The sequence below is a fragment of the Xanthomonas sp. WHRI 8393 genome (assembly GCF_040203315.1).
Taxonomy (GTDB): domain Bacteria; phylum Pseudomonadota; class Gammaproteobacteria; order Xanthomonadales; family Xanthomonadaceae; genus Xanthomonas; species Xanthomonas arboricola.
On the sequence record NZ_JBEGGL010000006.1, the window covers coordinates 167,505 to 184,182 of the forward strand.

Genomic DNA, 16,678 nt, shown 5'->3' on the forward strand with positions numbered 1-16,678 from the left:
ATGGATCTCGGAATCAACAATCGGATCGCCCTCATCAGTGGCGGCGACTCGGGAATGGGCAAGGAGACTGCGCGGCAGCTGCTCGAAGCTGGCGTGCGCGTAGCGATCACCGATCTTCCGGACGGCACGCTCGACCAGGCAGTGGCCGAGCTATCGGGCCTGGGGCAGATCATCGCCATCGAGGGCGACGTCACGCGCGAGCAGGACGTCGCCGCCATCTGGACGCAGGTGCGAGAACAACTGGGCGACCCCGACATCTACATCAACGCAGCGGGCGTCACCGGCGCAACCGGCGACTTCCTGGAGGTCAGCGACGCCGGCTGGCTCGAAACGCTGGACATCAACTTGATGGGCGCAGTGCGCATGTGCCGCCAGGCCATCCCCGCGATGCGCCGCAATCAATGGGGCCGGATCGTGCTGTTCGCCTCCGAGGATGCCGTGCAGCCTTACGTGGACGAGCTGGCCTACTGCGCATCGAAGGCAGGAATCATGAGCCTGGCCAAGGGCCTGTCCAAGGCCTACGGACCGGACAACGTGCTGGTCAATACGGTGTCGCCCGCCTTCATCGCAACCCCGATGACCGACAAGATGATGCAAAAGCGCGCCAGCGAAAACGGAACCACGTTCGAGCAGGCGATTGAATCGTTCCTGGACGAAGAGCGTCCCGGCATGGTGCTCAAGCGACGTGGCCGCCCGGAAGAAGTGGCCTCGGCGGTTGCCTTCCTGTGCTCCGAGCGCGCCAGCTTCATCAACGGCGCCGGGATCCGGGTGGATTCGGGATCGGTCTTTACCATCGCGGGTTGAGGCGGGCGTCGTTCCGAGATGCGGTGAGCTACATAAGCTGCCGCGTCCCTTCTCTGCGCGCGTTACCAGGTGCCGGTAAGTGGGCGCATGTGTAATCGGCTGTAGGAATACTGCAGCCACGTTGCCCGGGAAACCAGCTCGTTTCAGCGGAGTGGGGCGCCCACGTTTACGGCGACGCGTAGCCTGCATGCTGGGCTACCACAGGCGGCGCGCGGCCGCTCAAAGCTGCTCGATACCCCTCTCACGCCGTATCGCAGGCATTGTCTTCGGCAGGGTAGGAGACGCTACTTTCTGCTTCTCGCTGCTGCATCGCTGTTACCGGCCGCCGCCAACGCTTTCGGCGCGAACTGATACCCCATCGAGCGCCAGGACGATGCGATGCCCAGGTCATAGCCATAGACCAGCGTGACGTGGATGGCCGACACGGCGGCCGCCTTCTTGTCGTTGGCGAGGATGACCTTGGCAATGTGCTCCGCCAACGCTTTGTCGTCGATGCGCCGTTCGGACAGGTTGACCTGCACAACCACAGATTCGACATTCGGCGTGCCAAACACGGTGTTGTGCACGACGCGCGCGGACTGCACGCCCGGCTCGGCACTGACGGCTTCATGTGCCGCCAGCAAGTCCTTGAAATAGTCGCTCTGCGCAAGTTGCCCGGTAAACGCCGGAACTGCTGCGGCTGCGATCATCAACACAGCGACTACCACCAAGTGCACACGCCACACCGGCATCGGCCTGACCGCGGCGAGCGGTGTCTGCGCGGTGACCACCGTGCTTCCCACTGCAAGGTCGTGCAACGACCGGCGGCCGTGGCGATTGAACAGATACAGATAAAGGATCGAGAGCGTCCCGCCGAAGATCAGCAGCGTCAATACATACTGCAGCGGCGAGAGCAACACATCGCGATCGAACTGTGCGCCGTTGAGGAAGAACGGGACACCCAATATCGAGTAACGCAGCAGCGACTGCGGAAGTGCCAACAGGGCATCGTCCCTGCCAGCAACGCGCACGCCCAGCAGGCGCTTGCCCAGGGTCTGCCCCTTGCAAAGCACGCTGTTCATGACACCGAAGTAAGTCAGTGCAACGAAGAATCCGACCAAACGCCCATAACCGCCCATCCACACGAACACATCCAGCAACGCCCAGCCAGCCAACGCGCCGGCCATGCCAAGCACCAGGCAATCGACCAAGAACGCAGCAGACCGCCGCCAAAAACCCGCCGCGCCAGGCGCAGTATCAACTTCCATGTAGTTCCCCGAAAGGTGTTCTCCCGGGCGAGATGATGCCATGTTGCAGTCAAGGAGACCACGAGTCGGCAGCTTTACCTGGTGATCTCCGGAAATTGGGTGGCAGATAAAATCTCCGTTTCTGGCCGACAACGGGCGTGGCTGAGGAGGACAGCTTGGAGAAAATTTAGCTATCGATTAGGAAGCGTTATCAGGGGTAGGGCGGCCATGGGATGCGTCGGACCAGATAGTCGCGACATGGATCCATGTAGTGGTCAACCGTTGGAATACCCCCATTTTGTGAGTGCATTTGCCACCTCCGCTGCAGGTAAGAATTCTTGCTCCAGTCGTCCTTTGAATAGGCCTCGCAGATGACAATAGAGTGCTTGCTCTTCTTGGTTAAGGCCGTCTGGCGGTTCCGGCAATGCGGGAGTGTCCTCACAGACGGCCGAGTTGGACCCGTGTGCCTCAAACACGGCGTGATTCATGAGAATCGCTTCGACCTTGGGTTGAAGGCGGCGAGCCTGGGCCAACATCTGTAGTCCCCATGTGTCCAAGTCGCCCCAGTAGCCAATGTCCCTCTCTCGCAACCAGGGCGCGCTAAGCCAAGCCAAGTTGAGCCCGGCGCCCAACACGGCGATGGTGTCTGGCATGGGTGGCAGTAGATGCAAGCAACGGTCGTTTTCCACGACCAAGATCCGGCCGGCGGGCAAGGGAACCTCCACCAACTCGCGAGCACGCACACGCTGACGTGCGAACGGCAGCAAGCCTTGTGATAAGGGTGCCACCAGCAACCAATGCTCGCCTTCGTCGGCGGCGTCCAAGAATCGCACAATTCCCTGTTTGGACGCCTGACCCTCGAAACGCACATCCAACAGCGCCGTCACCAAAGCGCCGTGGCGCTCCATGAATTTGCTGTCGATGCCTGCGACCGCGATGCTGCGCATAGGGCGTCCCGCGGCCATGCCCGGCTCTAGACCAAGGGCCAGCGCCGTGGCCTGCACCACCTCCTCGCGGGATCGAGTGCGCCAAAGACCTCGCTGGCGGACCAACAGTCGATGGAATATAGGTGGGATGGCTTCGAGCAATTGGCTTAGTTCGGCTTGCTCGCCTTGTATGGCGATGTCATTCGACGCGTCTGCCCATTCTGCAGCTGAGGCCAAGGACCAATGCGTGGGCACCATCACCGGTTCGGCTCCGCTGCGAAAGCGCACAGGTTCGGCGACAACTTCACCTACAGTGACCGCCCGCCAGTCTTCCATATGCGCGCGCACACGCGAGGTCTCGTGGGTGAATTCCGTCGCGGTGGGGCGCCCAATCGGGACGAGCATTGGCCATGCATCGGGTTGCAGCAGCTGCCGCTCCCGCTTGCCGGCGTCCTGCCAGTGCCGAGCGAGAAGTCGTGCTGCTTCACTCGGCGATTTCAACGGTCATCTCCGTGCGTTTCCGGCGTTCACGGGCATGGTGTTCCAGCTCCTCCCACGTGAGTGACGTCACGGTCGCCTGAGTGCCGCGTCGATGCACCACGATGGCTGAGCGGGTGTGATCGCGTAACAGGCGCAGCTCTTTGTTTGGGGTCACGAAAAGCGGATGTAGGCCAAATTCGGCGAGCGCCCGGATGATGCGTCCAGCGACGGCGTGAGAACTCTTTGAGAAAGCCTCGTCAAGCACCACTGTGCCAAAGAGTGGATGCTGCCGGTTCGGTGGGCACAAGGCATAACTCAACGATGCGGTCAGCACATAGCTGGCGATGATCTCTTTCTCACCGCCGCTTCCTCCTTGAGAGCTAGTGCGCTTTTCAATGATTCGGCCATCATCACGCGCGATGACCCACACGGCGAATTGGAGTCGATACCGTGGATCCAATAGGGCGAGAGACCCTTGCAGTTTGCGTCGGTCTGCGGCTTCCTGAAGCAGTTTGACTACGTGCGTGAGAGCTTGATAGTGACTCTCACCGCCATCGTCTTTCAGTTGCGCCGAGCGCAAGTGCGTCTGAGCCAGGCGCAGGGCGCGCAAGCTCTCGTGTTCGACCCGTTGAGGCTCAAGATGTAGGTAGCGCCCGGGCTGGAAATCGACGCGTTTGAGCGTGGCATTCAAGTCGGCGATGCGCTCTTCAATGCCAGAGACCTCGTTGGCGATGTCGCTCAACAGTTGTGTCACACCTTGATCTGAGGACTGGTTGAGATATTGCTGGAAACGATGGATCTTTTCAGGAAGGGCTTCCTCATCAAGGATCCGAAGGCGCTCGCGATAGGTTGGCACATCGTGTAATTCAGTCGCCGCTTCGGTGAGCGCACCAGTGTCGACCAACTTTGCCTTGCCCATGTCCCGAATCAATTGTTGTTCAATGCCTCTAAGGCGATTGGCAAAAGAGTCCCGTTCGCTTTCAATGCGTTCGCGTGCTGTGCGTTCGACATCGGCCAAGAGCGCGGGATCAGTGAAAGAGGGCAGGTCAATGTTTTGATCGACCCAGCTCCGCTCGTCGTCCATCAAACCCTCACCAATGCGCAACCGATTTTTCTGGAGTGCTCTGTGTGCCCGATCGATGGTGTCTTGGACTTTCGAGATTGCCACTTCCAAGTTCGTCTGTGCCTGGCGCACGTCGCGCGTGGCCTCTTGGGCAGCGCGCCAGCGCTTCTCAGCCACTTGAGCGTCGGATTCTGGGTTGGTCAGCGTAGCAAGCTGGGTTTCTAACTGAACCAGTGCGTTTTCTGCGCTGACTACATTGATGGTCTCGAACGACGTCTCTTCCAGGCTCTTAAGGAGCCCCAAGACACGCTCGGTGGCCTCTGCCAAAGCTTCGGCGAGCTTGAGTGCTTCTTGGCTTGCTTGATGACGATCAATGGCCGCTGCTAAATCACGCGTCAACTGAGCGACGAGATCGCGGTTGTCGAATCCCGTCATCCAATCGGCATGCAACGGCCTTTGGTCATGTTTATCAAAAAAGCCGGCGCGACCCGACATCAGTCCCTCGGCGGTCATTGCATGAGGGGTGCGATTGAGCGTATCAACATCAGGCACGCAGTGTCGGTCGATATCGCCCAAGAGATGTTTGAGTGCTTCACGGTGCGCGTGCGGCTTGAAGTTCAGCTTGCGGGTGAAGCCGTCATCGAAGAACCGAGCCTGCCCGTCAGGGATGCTGGCCTTGCGAAGGCGCACATGCAATCCGGTATCGCGTCCATTGACCCACTTCAGCGCCTCGTCCAAATTCTCAGGTGCGATGAGAATGCGCAAGCGTTCGCTACCGATAGCCCGTTCAATGGCACCTCGCCAAGCGTGTTGGGGTGATTGGACTTCGATCAATTCGGCGACAAACGGCAACGCCTCTGCGTCCAATCGCAGATGCTGAGCCAGCCTATCGCGAAAGGTAGATTGCGCATCGGGGATATTGGACTTGGGACGGCGTTTAGCGGCTGCAAGCTCTTGGCCGACGCGCTCGCGATCGGCCAACTGGCTCGCGTGTTGGGCTCCCATATCCCAGGCCGCGCGCTTTTGTTCTTGGTGGCGCTGTTGTTCTTCCGCGCGTCGCGGGCCAACGCTGGCGCGATTTGCTGCGACGTCAGCGGCGGTCAGAGCAGACGGTAAGCCCAGAGCACGTGCCATTATTTGGTAAGCGTTCGCATCGCGTCGCCGTTGATCGCGAGTAGTGCGCTGAAGGTCGATGTGCTTGGATAAGTTCTCAATATCCTGTCCACCTTCCAGCAGGTAGGTGGCGTGACACGCCTCTTCTGCTGCCTCTGCTGCCGAGAGCTGCCCTTTAAGTTCGTCACTTTCACTCTGGCGTTTAAGCAGCTCTGCCTCCGCGCGCTCACGCTGGACATGCCATAGCCCCATCACGCGTTCGGCAAACCAGATGGGGAGCAAGCTGATCAGGCGCTTTCGCTCGTCGAGCTTGACTGAAATGTCGACGTGCTGACCCCAACTCTTGTCGATGGGCACGAGGCTTTCGCGTTGGCGTCGAGCCGTCTCCAGCTCCTGTCGTATGCCGGCGAGGGTCGCGAATTCATCGACCACCGACTTAGCGGTCTCAAACGCGGAACGATCATCGAGTACAAGTTCCCGGAACACCTTGTCGATGCTGTCGATCTGCTTCAAGCCCGCGGCACGGTTGAGCAGGGCGAAGGCGTTTTCGGTGACTTCGAAATGGTTACGCAATCGTGCCAAAAATGTTTGTTTGCTCTCGTAGAGTTTGAAACCAGCGTGGACGCGCTCCAGTTCTTTCAGGGCGCGCGCGCCATTTTCTCGGTGCGCTTCGAGCCAGTCATCAAGCGAGGTGGAATCACCCAGACAGAAGATCCAACGGCGCTTGAGGTCGGTCGTCGCCGAGCTACTGCCGTCAAACCAAAATACCCCTCCGATGCGTACCACTGCATCCCCATCGCTAAAACGCGCGGAAACGGCCGTCACCACGGAGCCGGGGCGGCTAATGTGATCGGTGGTGTCACCGCCGATGCCGGCGCCCGAGACACCACGCACATAAGACACTAAGTCTCGATCGCTGTCATGCCCGCCGGTTGAGGCTAGGTTGTAGCGCGGAACGGCGACCAGGAGGGTAATCAGCGCATCGACCAAGGTTGTCTTGCCACTGCCCGTGGGGCCGATGATGGCGGTGCCGGCTACGTCTATGGGTACGCTGTGACGGCCGCCGAAGGCGCCCCAGTCGTAGATGTCTAGGTGCGTAAGCACCAAGCTTCCGAGGGACGGCGCGGCTAGCGTGCTCATGGATCTATCTCAGTTACAGAGCAGACGGATTCAGCCTGTCCGTCGGCGACTGCGCGTAGGGCGTGAATCAACTGCGTCAGGTTCTCGGGATTGGCCAAGTGCACAATGATTGGTCGGATGGTCACGCGCTCATGCTGGTCCACATCCGACACGAGGCCATGGCCCTTTAGCTGTTCGAGCAAGGTCAAGAGGCGTTTGCGCTCTTGTGCGTCGCTGCCCAAGTCGCCCAGATATGCTTGGAGGTGGGGAACCAGGTCTTCGAGCGCCATGCGCGCGCCTGCGGCACCAATGCCCGCTTCGATTTCATGCGCCACGAACTGTTGGCGCAAAATTGCTACAAGCAACGATTGCTCAAGGGTCAGGCGTTGCCTGCGGACCAAGGGATGGGCCCATTCTTCCTCTCCCTCCTCGGGCGCGACCACAAGCAGGAACGCCAAGCCGCGAATCTCGTCCACGCGCAGGCGCAAATCCATCCAGCGCAGGATGTCGGACACTTCCGCGCGCTGTAGAAGTGCGGTCCGATAAAGGTTGGGCTTGCTGACCGCTTCCAGCAGTCCATACTTCATCAGTTCAAGCAAAGTAGCGCGCACCGAAGAAGATGCAGTGTCCAAGGCGACGTCAGTCGTTTCTGGGAGTTGCGCGGATTCGGCCGTGTCGATGTCAGAGACCGTCACGTCTAGCGGTTCGTTCTCTTCATTCACGTCAGGGTTCCCAGTCGAATGCCGCGAATGCAGCAGGATCCAGCTCAATTTTCGGCACTGTGAACCTTAAATTCTTCTCGTCGCGTGTGGTGAGATTGAGGTGCTCAAAGTCGTCTCCGACTGGAGCGCCGACTTCACGCGCCATGCCGACCCACAAGGCCAACGATTCCAAGTCATGAGTCAACGGGATGCGCTCGGCCAACGCAGCCAAACTGAGGTGGCGATCGCTGGTCTGAAGGATGGCGACCGTATCGCGGACCAAGGCGTCACGGTCCAATCCGTCTAACGATGACCAAAAGTCATCGGCGATGGCTTCGATGTTGCCTGACTGCCGCTTCAAATCCAGTTCCCGCAGGGCCTCGTGATCGGCAGATTTAAAGCGCAAGCGATCCACCAAGGGCAAACCGCCACAAGGGGCAGCCACCGGAGGGAACGGAGAAGGGCCACGTCGGACTGCAGCTTGCCAATCGATCCGCTGCGCTTGCGCCAAGGCTTCGCTGAGCAGTTGCCCCACGCGGTGGTGTTCTGCTGCCAAATTCGTGCGTAAAAAGCTGCGCACATCGCGCTCGCTGCGCGATCGGGCGCGAATCACAGCGCCCGCTTCCTTGACCAAGCGGGTGACCAGCCAGCGCATGTCAGCCTGCTGCAAGGCGCTTAGCGCTGACAAAGCTTGAGGGTGCCGCAAGATGGCCTGGAGCCGGTGCTTCATGGCTTCCAACTCAACTTCTTGCTGAAGCTGCTGATGGAATGCTTGAAAAACGCGCCCCTCGGGGGTTTCCAGCAGCTCGTCGTGCCCGTTCAATAGCGCGTCGACAATGGCGCCACGATGCTGGCGTTCCGACACGATCGCATGGCGTAAGCGAAGATCGGCGTTGCGCCAGGAATCTTCCACACGTCGAAAATCTGCCCGAAGGCTGGTGGCAAGCGCATACAGTTCTCGCGCACCTTCGGCCGCTTCGTGCGCGTCTGCCGTCTCAACACGTCCATCTTCCGCTTCCTCTAATTCCCTCTGAAGACCCGCAATCTGGGCACGCAAGTGCTCAACGCGGCTCTTTGGATCGGGATTTAGCCGCGCTTCGAGCCGTTCAATTTCGCGCTGCACGATCGCCAAGCGTGAAGCCGTCGAGGTCATGACGCGATTTTCCAGTCCATCGACGAAGCGCAGCGCCAATTCCAGTGCATCAGTCGCATAGACGCGGCCTTCGCGTTCCACGATCAGTGCGCAGCGAATCCAAGTCCTCAGCTCCTTGCGGGCCAGTGCCTCGACATCGCCTTCGATCTCAAATTCGGATCGTCCGGCATGTTCCCGCAAAAGAGTGGCCAACGCTTGCTGGGCGTCGTCGTCGTCCACCCCGTCTTGGCCGGCTTCGAAAAGTGCTTGGAGGCACCCCAGCACCAACGGCGCCCGACGCCCAGCCAGCAACTGCCAAGCGGGGTGCTGGTGCCGCGCCAAAATATAGCTTTGCGTCCGATCGACGCTGCTGCGATGCATCCTCCCCTCCTTACTCAGGTCGTCCCTGCCTTCCGTGTGGTAGTTGTCCCATGTTTCTGACCGCAAGAAAAGTCGTCAAAGCGAAGATCGGCTGCCGCGACTCACTCCTTTGGATACATTGTGCTGATCCTCGGATGGAAAAGGGGCAACGGTGAGACAGAACGCCATGGGCTGCCGGTCCAGTTCAAGCTTGCTGTGGCACTGAGGTGCGATGCCTTCTTGATACACCTGCAGTCGGAGGGAGGCTGATTAGCCTGTGTTATCGTGGGTTGGGTCCGCTGCATCGGCCGAAAATTGTCCAATCTGGGATCGGACTGAGTTTGGCCTACCGTGATCGCGGCGTTGTCCCCGACGTATCATGCGACGGGCACAGGGCCAATACCGAGGAAGGAACCATGGAGAGCATGCCGATTTGGGGATGGACGGTCGTGATCGCAGCCGTCGTCGTCGGCCTGATCATGTGGCAGGCCTGGGCGAAGGCACGGGATCTGCAGGCAAGGATTGACGCGCTGTCCGGGGAAGCTGCGCGCTTGCCCGACGCTATCGAGCGAAGCGGGCGGGCTGAGAAGCAGGTCGGCGAACTGACGGAATCGATCAGGGCGGCGACGGCGAGGGAAGCCGCGCTCGGCGCACAGCTTGAAGAAGCCAGGTTATCCGTGGAGAAGCTGACCGGCACAGTTGTCGAGCGCGACCGGATACTGACCGAGGTGCGCGAGACCCTCGAAGCCTTGCAGCGGACCACGGCAACGACGACGGCCAATCTCGCTGCAAAATTGGCCGAAGCCGACCAACTTCGCCTTGAGCGTAACGGTGCGCGGGAGAGCCTTGAGCAGTCGCGCCAGGCCCTGGAGGAGTTGCAACGGTCGGCAGCGGTTATCGACGCTAATCTCACCAGCCAAACCACAGAAACCAACGAGCTTCGCCGTGAACGGAGCGACCTTCGTCAAAGCCTCGACGACGCCAACGTCGCCCTACGAGATCTGAGAGCCGAGCACGCAACCGCTGTGGCCGTTCGAGATGCGGCGCTCGAAGCGGTTGAGCAAACCAAAGCGTTTCTCGCCACGGCCGAAACCCAGATGCGCACCGCTTTTACCGAAGCGGCGAGCCGCGTCTTTGATGAGAAGTCTGTCGTTCTCGACCAGCGGATCAAAGCAAGTGCGGACGCATCGAAGGAGGGGCTCGAAACGACCCTCAAGCCATTTGCAGAGAAGGTCGCCACTTTCCAGGCAAAGGTGGAACAACTCGGGTCGGAACAGGCCAGGGAGCATGCCACCCTCGTCGGAACCATCGGCGAGTTGAAAGGCCTGAACCAGAACATGGCGACCGCGACCGAGGCCCTAACCCGTGCACTCAAAGGCAACTCGAAAACCCGGGGTGACTGGGGTGAACTCATCCTCGATACGGTGCTTAAAGCGTCGGGGCTAGTAGAGGGGAGCAACTACATCTCGCAGGGACACGGTGTGGATGAGGACAGTGGCCAGCGCGTGCGACCGGACGTGGTGGTGACCTTGCCAGACAAGCGGAAGATTGTGGTCGATTCCAAAGTCAACCTCATTGCCTGGAGCGATGTGCAAAATGCCGATTCCTTTGAGGATCAGCAGGAAGCCTTGGTACGCCATACGGCCGCACTCCGAGCCCATGTGCGTGATCTCGCGGACAAGAACTACCCCCGCGCCATGGGCCCCGAGACTCTGGACCTGACAGTCCTTTTTGTACCCATCGAGGGTGCGTTGTCGTCAGCGTTGTCGATCAGTCCAGACTTGCAGACCGAAGCCTTCAACAAGCGCGTGGTGTTTGCATCCCCGAACACCCTGATGGCGATGCTCCGTGTCGTTGAGCGGCTGTGGACACGCGACAAGCTACAGCAGCAGATCAGCACCATCGGCGAAGAGGCGGCAAAGCTGCTGGACTCGCTTACCGGGTTTATCGAAGACTTTGAGTCTATAGATGAACGCCTGAAGAAGGCAGGAGATGCTTACAACAAAGCGAAGAATCGACTTAATGATTCCCCCCAGTCCGTGGTTGCTCGCGCCCGCCGGTTGGTCGGAGCGGGAGCTAAGGGGAAGAAGGCGCTGCACGAATCGCTGAAACCGCTCCCTGGTGAGGATGAGTCGCCACTTTCACTCGAGGGCGACACTAACGCGTTATTGGCCACAGCTCCCTAGCACCCGTGGATATCGAACAATCAAAAGTACACGTCCGAGGATGCCGTCAGTGATGCCGTTAAGCGGGTAACCGGCAAATCACCCAAGGCATACGGGCTATCGAATCCTGCACCCGCTGCGCTGCATGACGCGCGGGGTGGACGGGCGCGCCGTGCAAATAGCGCCACCTAACCGATGATGAGCTCGCGGTTGAGGTTGCCGGCGACCAAAGACCAGATGCCTGGGCTCTTGAAAAACGGGTGCCAAGCCGGCGGCGCGATGAACGACACTTCCCGGCCGTTGGTCCAGATGGGGACGACCGTGCCAGCAAGGTCTGCTTCGGCCGCGCACGCCTGCAAGGCATCGATGAAACCGGCCCGCTCACGCTGGCTGCGGCGACCGAAGGCGGCGTCGAGCGGGACAATGATCATGTCCTGGCCTTGCTCGCGCAGGTAGGCAATCTTGAAGTGAGACATCTGGATTCCTTCAGCGTGGTGTGAGAGCGATAGCCGCGCTGGGCGCGGCGGCGAGCGGCAAGGTCAGGGACGGCATGTACGAGCCGCTCTGCGCTTGGCCGAAATCAAAGTCGTATAGCGTCACACGACCCATCAAAGCCCGCCGCTGGCCTGCGAGAAAGGAAAAGCCGTTGGGCGCGGCCATGAACAAGTGGACAGTGCGCGCAACTCCCGGCACGCGGGTCTCACTGACTGCCTGCGCGAGCTGGTGGGCAAGCAGGGCGGCATGCGCCCCGTTGCGCACCGAGGCAGGACCCGCGCCAGAAGGCAGCATGCAGTTGAGAATGCGCCCGGCCGAAGGAAGATTAGAGTCAACGTAGGTCCGGACGTCCGCGCGGATGTCGTGGGTCAGCCCCACAGCAACGGCGATGTCCGGCGCTTGCTGACCAAGCTCGACCAGCACAGGGTTGAACCGCGGCCATTCCGCATCCGGTGTCTGCGTGTCCAGCCGCCACACCTCGCGCGATGATGTCCGCTGCTCGAGTTCAATGTCCCGCCCGGACTTGACATCTAGCACGGCGCCAGCCGCGAAGGCGAGGGTGGTGTGGGCGTCGAGCGCGAGGCGCAGGTGCTCATGACTGCGCGCGGCCTCTGTAAGGAAGGTTTGCAGCCGGGGATATAGAGATGCTGACCAGTCGGCGTCGTCCTGGATGAACCGATCGTGGAACGCAGGGACGAGGTTGAGGACTTCGCTGCAGCGGTCTTCGAGCTGGCGAGAAGCAGCGCTGACTGGGCGCCAACTTGAGGAAGCGCTAGATCGCGCACAAGGCAATGTTTCCGAGCTCCGCCAAGACCTCACGATCCAACAGGCACGCGCCGATGCACATGAGGCACAACTGGCCAAATTGAACGATCTGCCGGCAGCACTCGAAGCAGCCTGGCAGCAACATGTTGGACGGAGTCAGCCCAAGCATCCAGAACCTGTGCGGTCTAAGCGAAGTCGCGGCAAAGCGGCTCCCTGATGCCAAGCAAGGCATGGTGTCGTGCTGACTGCGCGGAGAGCACCCAGCTTTACTTAGGATCGTGTCCCGCGGGAGAGAAAAAGTCCGTACAAATCAGTGAGGGGCACGATCCGAGCAAAAAGGACACGAATTTAAAAAACTGACACCAGCAGTGATAGGCCGCTAGGGCGCACAGGAGCGCCAACACGCCATTTCGCATAATGTATATTATGTCATCATGCTATTTCGTGTCTGGGCTTTGGTTGCTGCCGTAACCACGCAGCAATGTCCGCGGATCCAGCAAATCTAAGTCCCTTCTGACCCCCATATCCACTGGCAAGCGCAGTCCGCACCTGGCTTAGGCTAGCTGGCGGTGACGACGGGTTCATCTGTTGGCGATAGTCTTGCCCGACAAAGCCAGTCTTGTTTGAACTACGGTCACAGCACGCCTGCGCCGCTTCACAGGGCCTGGTGGCTCGATCAACCTGAAAAAAGCTCCTTCTTGCTTCATAGGCCAAGTGCGGTCGCTCAAATCCGATAAGGAAGTCATGATCTGAGAGCACCGGCGGCAGAAGCCCGCCGCGCGGACCTCGATCAACCGGGACCGAGATGGACGGTCTTCTTGCCGTACAAGCGTTCGGCCGGAATTCCCCTCCCCTCGCAAGCTTCGAGCATGCGTCCTGTTTCGACCATCTGCGCGGAATGCTCGTCGTACTCGATCCCCATGAAGTACTTGTACCAGGGCTCCAGCCCCAGCGCGTAGAGAAAAATCCGTGACGGCTGAAGCATGTCGGCGATACGTGCGGCTTGTTCGTAGCCAGAACCGTTGAGGCGACGCGACTCCTTGATCTTGCGGCTGACCAGTTTGGTGTGCAAGGCGCCGTACAGCCAAGTGTACGGGGCGCCGACACATTCCATGCCAATCGCCATGATATCCAGCGCGCCAAGTTGATCGGCGATGTGTCGGTACATGCGCGGCTCCAGGTTGGACGAATCGGCCGCCAACAGTATTCGCTTTCCGCCAAGCTCGACGAACCACGCGGCTTTGGTGCGCACGTTGAGGTCACCGTGCTCGCCCAGGAACGGGATGCTGACGATGCGTCCGCCCCGAACCGATAGTTCCTCCATGTCATCCATCTCGACTGCGTCGAAGCCAAATTGACGCAGCAGCAGGCGTAGCGAGGGATCGGCCAAGGTGCCGCCATTATTTCGCGGGACCAGCACCTTGCCGGTCTTGTGGCGCAGCTGCAGCAGCGTCTCCAAGTTGGCGTGGTCCTGATGATGGTGGGTGATGCAGATATAGTCGATGTGCGGCGGCAACTCACTAAAGCTGATGACGTCGTCGGCGAAGGATTCGCCACGTGAGGCGATCACCGGGTCGATCAAGATCGACACCTCGGCGGTTTCGATCAGAAAGCCGGCGTGGCCGAGATACTGCACACGTACGCCCTCTGCAACTGCCTGATGTTTCCGCTGTGGGGCTTGCGCGGTAAACAGCTCGCGATAATCGAGCCCGCCGCGCGTTGGACGATCGGCGAACAGTGCATCGACCTCCGCCGGGCCTAACGCTTCGGTACGTGCGCGGAACAGCTTATCGATCAGTGGATCGTTGTAGTCGGCTGCGAGCTGCAGATTGTCGCCGGCCGGCAACCTCGGCGTGCTCATTACGAACGGGCGATCGCCCTTGGCGTCGAGACGACCGAACAACAGATTCTGGAGTTGCGGTTTGTAATACCGGCTACGGTACAACAGGCCCTCGATCAACCGATAGGAGGGGCGGTGTTCCAGATCCATGGTCAGTTCAACGTAGCCCTTCAGCGATTCGGGTACACGCTCGTAGAGCGGCTCGACCGACTCGCCGCTGGTGTGTTCGCGCAACATCTCGTCCAGCTGACGCACGGCGTCAGACAGTTCGACTAAGTCGGCATGATCATTGTCGATTGTATCCACCATTGCGCGGATAGCGGGGAGCTGATCCTCGCTGCAGTCCAGGTACTCGGAGCCGGCCATCCCCGGCTGCTTGACTGCCATCATGTGCAGCTTATGGTTCTTGACGAACGAGTTCATGATTCTGCGATGGGTGTGGACCATGTGCCGCGCGCCAGTCACTGGCGGCAGCAGGTAGGGCCAGGCATACCAGCCGTTGATCAGCGGTTCGAAATAAACGTCCTCGCGCAGGTACAGCGAGTCGGATGAATCAGACATGGGCATTGCCTTCCTGGTGTTCTGACTGATGTTCGAGCTTGTTTTCCTGCCGGTGCTCCTGCGTGCGGTGCGGGTTGTGCGATGCTGGATCGGGCGAGAGTCGTTCAGCGCCTGCGATCTGCTCACCGCGCAGCGTGCGTCCGACGAGCGCGATCAGTTCGTGCATGTGCCTGTGAATGAAGAAATGACCGCCGGGCATGCGATGCAGAGTTGCCGGTCGCAACAGCTTCTGTTGCCAGGCGCGCGTGCGCTCGATCTCGAAACTATCCTCTTTGCCGTGCACCAGCGTCGTTGCGACATCCAACGGGACCGGGTGCTCGAACCGGTAGCTCTGGCCTTGAGCAAAGTCTGCGCGCAAGCCAGGCATTACCACCTTCAATAGCTCACGGTCGGCCAACACCTCTTCAGACGTGCCCTGCAGCTCGCGCAGCACCTGCACGAACGCTTCGTCGGGTATCCGAAGATAGTCACGTTCTTGGATGCGCGTCCATGGCGCGGGACTGCCGGTCAGGATCAGGTGCCGTGGCATGGGCAGGCCACGTTGCTGCAAACGGCACGCCAGTTCGAATGCGATCACCGCGCCGTTGCTGTGGCCGTAGAAGCTAAAGCTACGCTGCGCCAGCATCGGTTCGATTACCGGCATCAGCCCGTCTATCAGCGCCGCGATCGTCTGGCATGGAGGCTCGAGGATTCGCGCCCCCTTGCCTGGCGCCTGCAAGGCGAAGAGCTCGTAAGCATGGTCCAGAAGGGCTGGCCATTCGCGGAACAGATAAGGGTTGCCGCCGGCATACGGGAAGCAAAACAGCCGTTCCCCTGCGCTGGGTGCTGAGCACCGCACCAGCCAGGATCCGGGAGCGCGATTGGCTGCCGCGTTCATGCGGCCGCCTCGTGCGGACGGGCCATGCCGACCAGAACCTGCCGGTTGCCGGCGAAGGTGCCGCGACCATGCGAATAAAGCATATTGTCGAGCAGGAGCAGATCGTTGCGTTGCCATTCGAACGCGATCTCGTGCCGCTGGTAGACCCCTCGCACTTGGTCCAGGGTCGCCGGGTCGATCGGCTCGCCGTCGCCGTAGTAGGTATTGCGTGGAAGCTCGCTCTCGTCCATGACGCTCAGCAGGCTAGCGCGCAGTTCCGGTTCCAAGTTGGTGACGTGGAACAGATGCGCCTGATTGAACCAGACCTGTTCTCCACTGTGCGGATGTGTCGCAGTGGCCTGATTGATCTGCCGTGTACGCAACCGTTCTTCATCGAGCCATTCCCATTGCAGACCGTTGGCTGCACAGAAGGTCTCGACCTCGGTGCGGCTACTGGTCTGGAACACCTCGCCCCACGGGATGTCGATGTCCGAGTAGTTGCGTACATACATCACCCCATCGCGCTCGAAACGCACGCGCACGTCATCGGGAATATCAGCCAGCACCTTGCGGCTATCGCAGATTGGCGTTGCGCCGCCGTGGCTGGCCGGCATCGTGCAGAGAAAACCGATCCGCATCGCCCAGCGGTTCGAGTACGAGTTCTCGTTATGCTGGGGAATCACTTGATCAGGATGATATTCGGTCGCCGTATAGACACTGCCGCGTAGCTCGGTGCGCGGGGTGGACCGGTATGAGTATTGGATCAACTCTTCGCCGAACAGCGTCGTCAACACAGTACCGAACTGCTGGCTACCCAGAAAACGGAGCCCGCGGATCAGCAGCGCGCCATTCGCCTGGAGCAGGCGTTCGATCTGGCTGTGATTGTGCTCGGCCCAGTCGGTCACCCGCACCGTGCCGGTATCGACTTCCAGCAACAACCGGGTGCCCTGGATTGACTTCAGATCCTCGCATCCCACCTGACTCAGGTCTTGCATGTCTCTTTCCCCTAGCGGCCAGTTCCAAGTATCCAGTCCAGTGCGATACGCCAGCCGGAATTGTCGACGACGTCATT

The 16,678-nt window shown here is 60.2% G+C and carries 12 protein-coding genes; 2 read left to right on the forward strand and 10 right to left on the reverse strand.

What is annotated here, in order from left to right:
• Entirely contained in the window at nt 1-804 is an 804-nt protein-coding gene (locus tag ABQ137_RS18290) for an SDR family NAD(P)-dependent oxidoreductase (RefSeq protein WP_245105613.1), read from the forward strand.
• Nucleotides 805-1,088: 284 nt separating this feature from the next.
• Here the strand turns inward: ABQ137_RS18290 and ABQ137_RS18295 are convergent, their stop codons facing one another.
• From ABQ137_RS18295 to ABQ137_RS18315, 5 genes are all read right to left on the reverse strand, one after another.
• The gene (locus ABQ137_RS18295; protein WP_349783317.1) at nt 1,089-2,051 is read right to left on the reverse strand and encodes an RDD family protein; all 963 of its coding nucleotides are present in this window, start codon (nt 2,049-2,051) and stop codon (nt 1,089-1,091) included.
• Between the two features lie 254 nt (nt 2,052-2,305).
• Nucleotides 2,306-3,457, reverse strand: a complete 1,152-nt coding sequence (locus ABQ137_RS18300) for a Wadjet anti-phage system protein JetD domain-containing protein (protein ID WP_104600501.1) — start codon at nt 3,455-3,457, stop codon at nt 2,306-2,308.
• Nucleotides 3,441-6,752 (reverse strand): ATP-binding protein, encoded by a 3,312-nt coding sequence (locus tag ABQ137_RS18305; RefSeq protein ID WP_349783318.1) that lies wholly within the window; start codon nt 6,750-6,752, stop codon nt 3,441-3,443. The genes ABQ137_RS18300 and ABQ137_RS18305 overlap by 17 nt, the downstream gene beginning before the upstream one ends.
• Nucleotides 6,749-7,453, reverse strand: coding sequence for a DUF4194 domain-containing protein (locus tag ABQ137_RS18310; protein WP_349783319.1), 705 nt, complete (start codon nt 7,451-7,453; stop codon nt 6,749-6,751). The genes ABQ137_RS18305 and ABQ137_RS18310 overlap by 4 nt, the downstream gene beginning before the upstream one ends.
• A 1-nt stretch (nt 7,454) precedes the next feature.
• The gene (locus ABQ137_RS18315; RefSeq protein WP_241235853.1) at nt 7,455-8,945 is read right to left on the reverse strand and encodes a DUF3375 domain-containing protein; all 1,491 of its coding nucleotides are present in this window, start codon (nt 8,943-8,945) and stop codon (nt 7,455-7,457) included.
• A 395-nt stretch (nt 8,946-9,340) separates the two neighbouring features.
• On the opposite strand from ABQ137_RS18315, the gene ABQ137_RS18320 reads away from it, so the two are divergent.
• Nucleotides 9,341-11,110, forward strand: coding sequence for a DNA recombination protein RmuC (locus tag ABQ137_RS18320; RefSeq protein WP_349783320.1), 1,770 nt, complete (start codon nt 9,341-9,343; stop codon nt 11,108-11,110).
• Between the two features lie 167 nt (nt 11,111-11,277).
• Here the strand turns inward: ABQ137_RS18320 and ABQ137_RS18325 are convergent, their stop codons facing one another.
• The 5 genes from ABQ137_RS18325 to ABQ137_RS18345 form a co-directional block, all read right to left on the reverse strand.
• Nucleotides 11,278-11,565 (reverse strand): hypothetical protein, encoded by a 288-nt coding sequence (locus tag ABQ137_RS18325; protein WP_349783321.1) that lies wholly within the window; start codon nt 11,563-11,565, stop codon nt 11,278-11,280.
• A 10-nt stretch (nt 11,566-11,575) separates the two neighbouring features.
• Nucleotides 11,576-12,403 carry an SAVED domain-containing protein gene (locus ABQ137_RS18330; protein WP_349783322.1) on the reverse strand — a complete coding sequence of 276 codons (828 nt, stop codon included), beginning with the start codon at nt 12,401-12,403 and terminating at the stop codon, nt 11,576-11,578.
• A 736-nt stretch (nt 12,404-13,139) separates the two neighbouring features.
• A complete protein-coding gene (locus ABQ137_RS18335; protein ID WP_184517587.1) occupies nt 13,140-14,750 on the reverse strand; it encodes an MBL fold metallo-hydrolase in 1,611 nt (536 codons plus the stop codon).
• Nucleotides 14,743-15,627, reverse strand: coding sequence for a thioesterase II family protein (locus ABQ137_RS18340; RefSeq protein ID WP_184517590.1), 885 nt, complete (start codon nt 15,625-15,627; stop codon nt 14,743-14,745). Before ABQ137_RS18340 ends, ABQ137_RS18335 begins: the two co-directional genes overlap by 8 nt.
• Nucleotides 15,624-16,601, reverse strand: coding sequence for a TauD/TfdA family dioxygenase (locus ABQ137_RS18345; RefSeq protein ID WP_184517606.1), 978 nt, complete (start codon nt 16,599-16,601; stop codon nt 15,624-15,626). The genes ABQ137_RS18340 and ABQ137_RS18345 overlap by 4 nt, the downstream gene beginning before the upstream one ends.
• Nucleotides 16,602-16,678 lie beyond the last annotated feature (77 nt).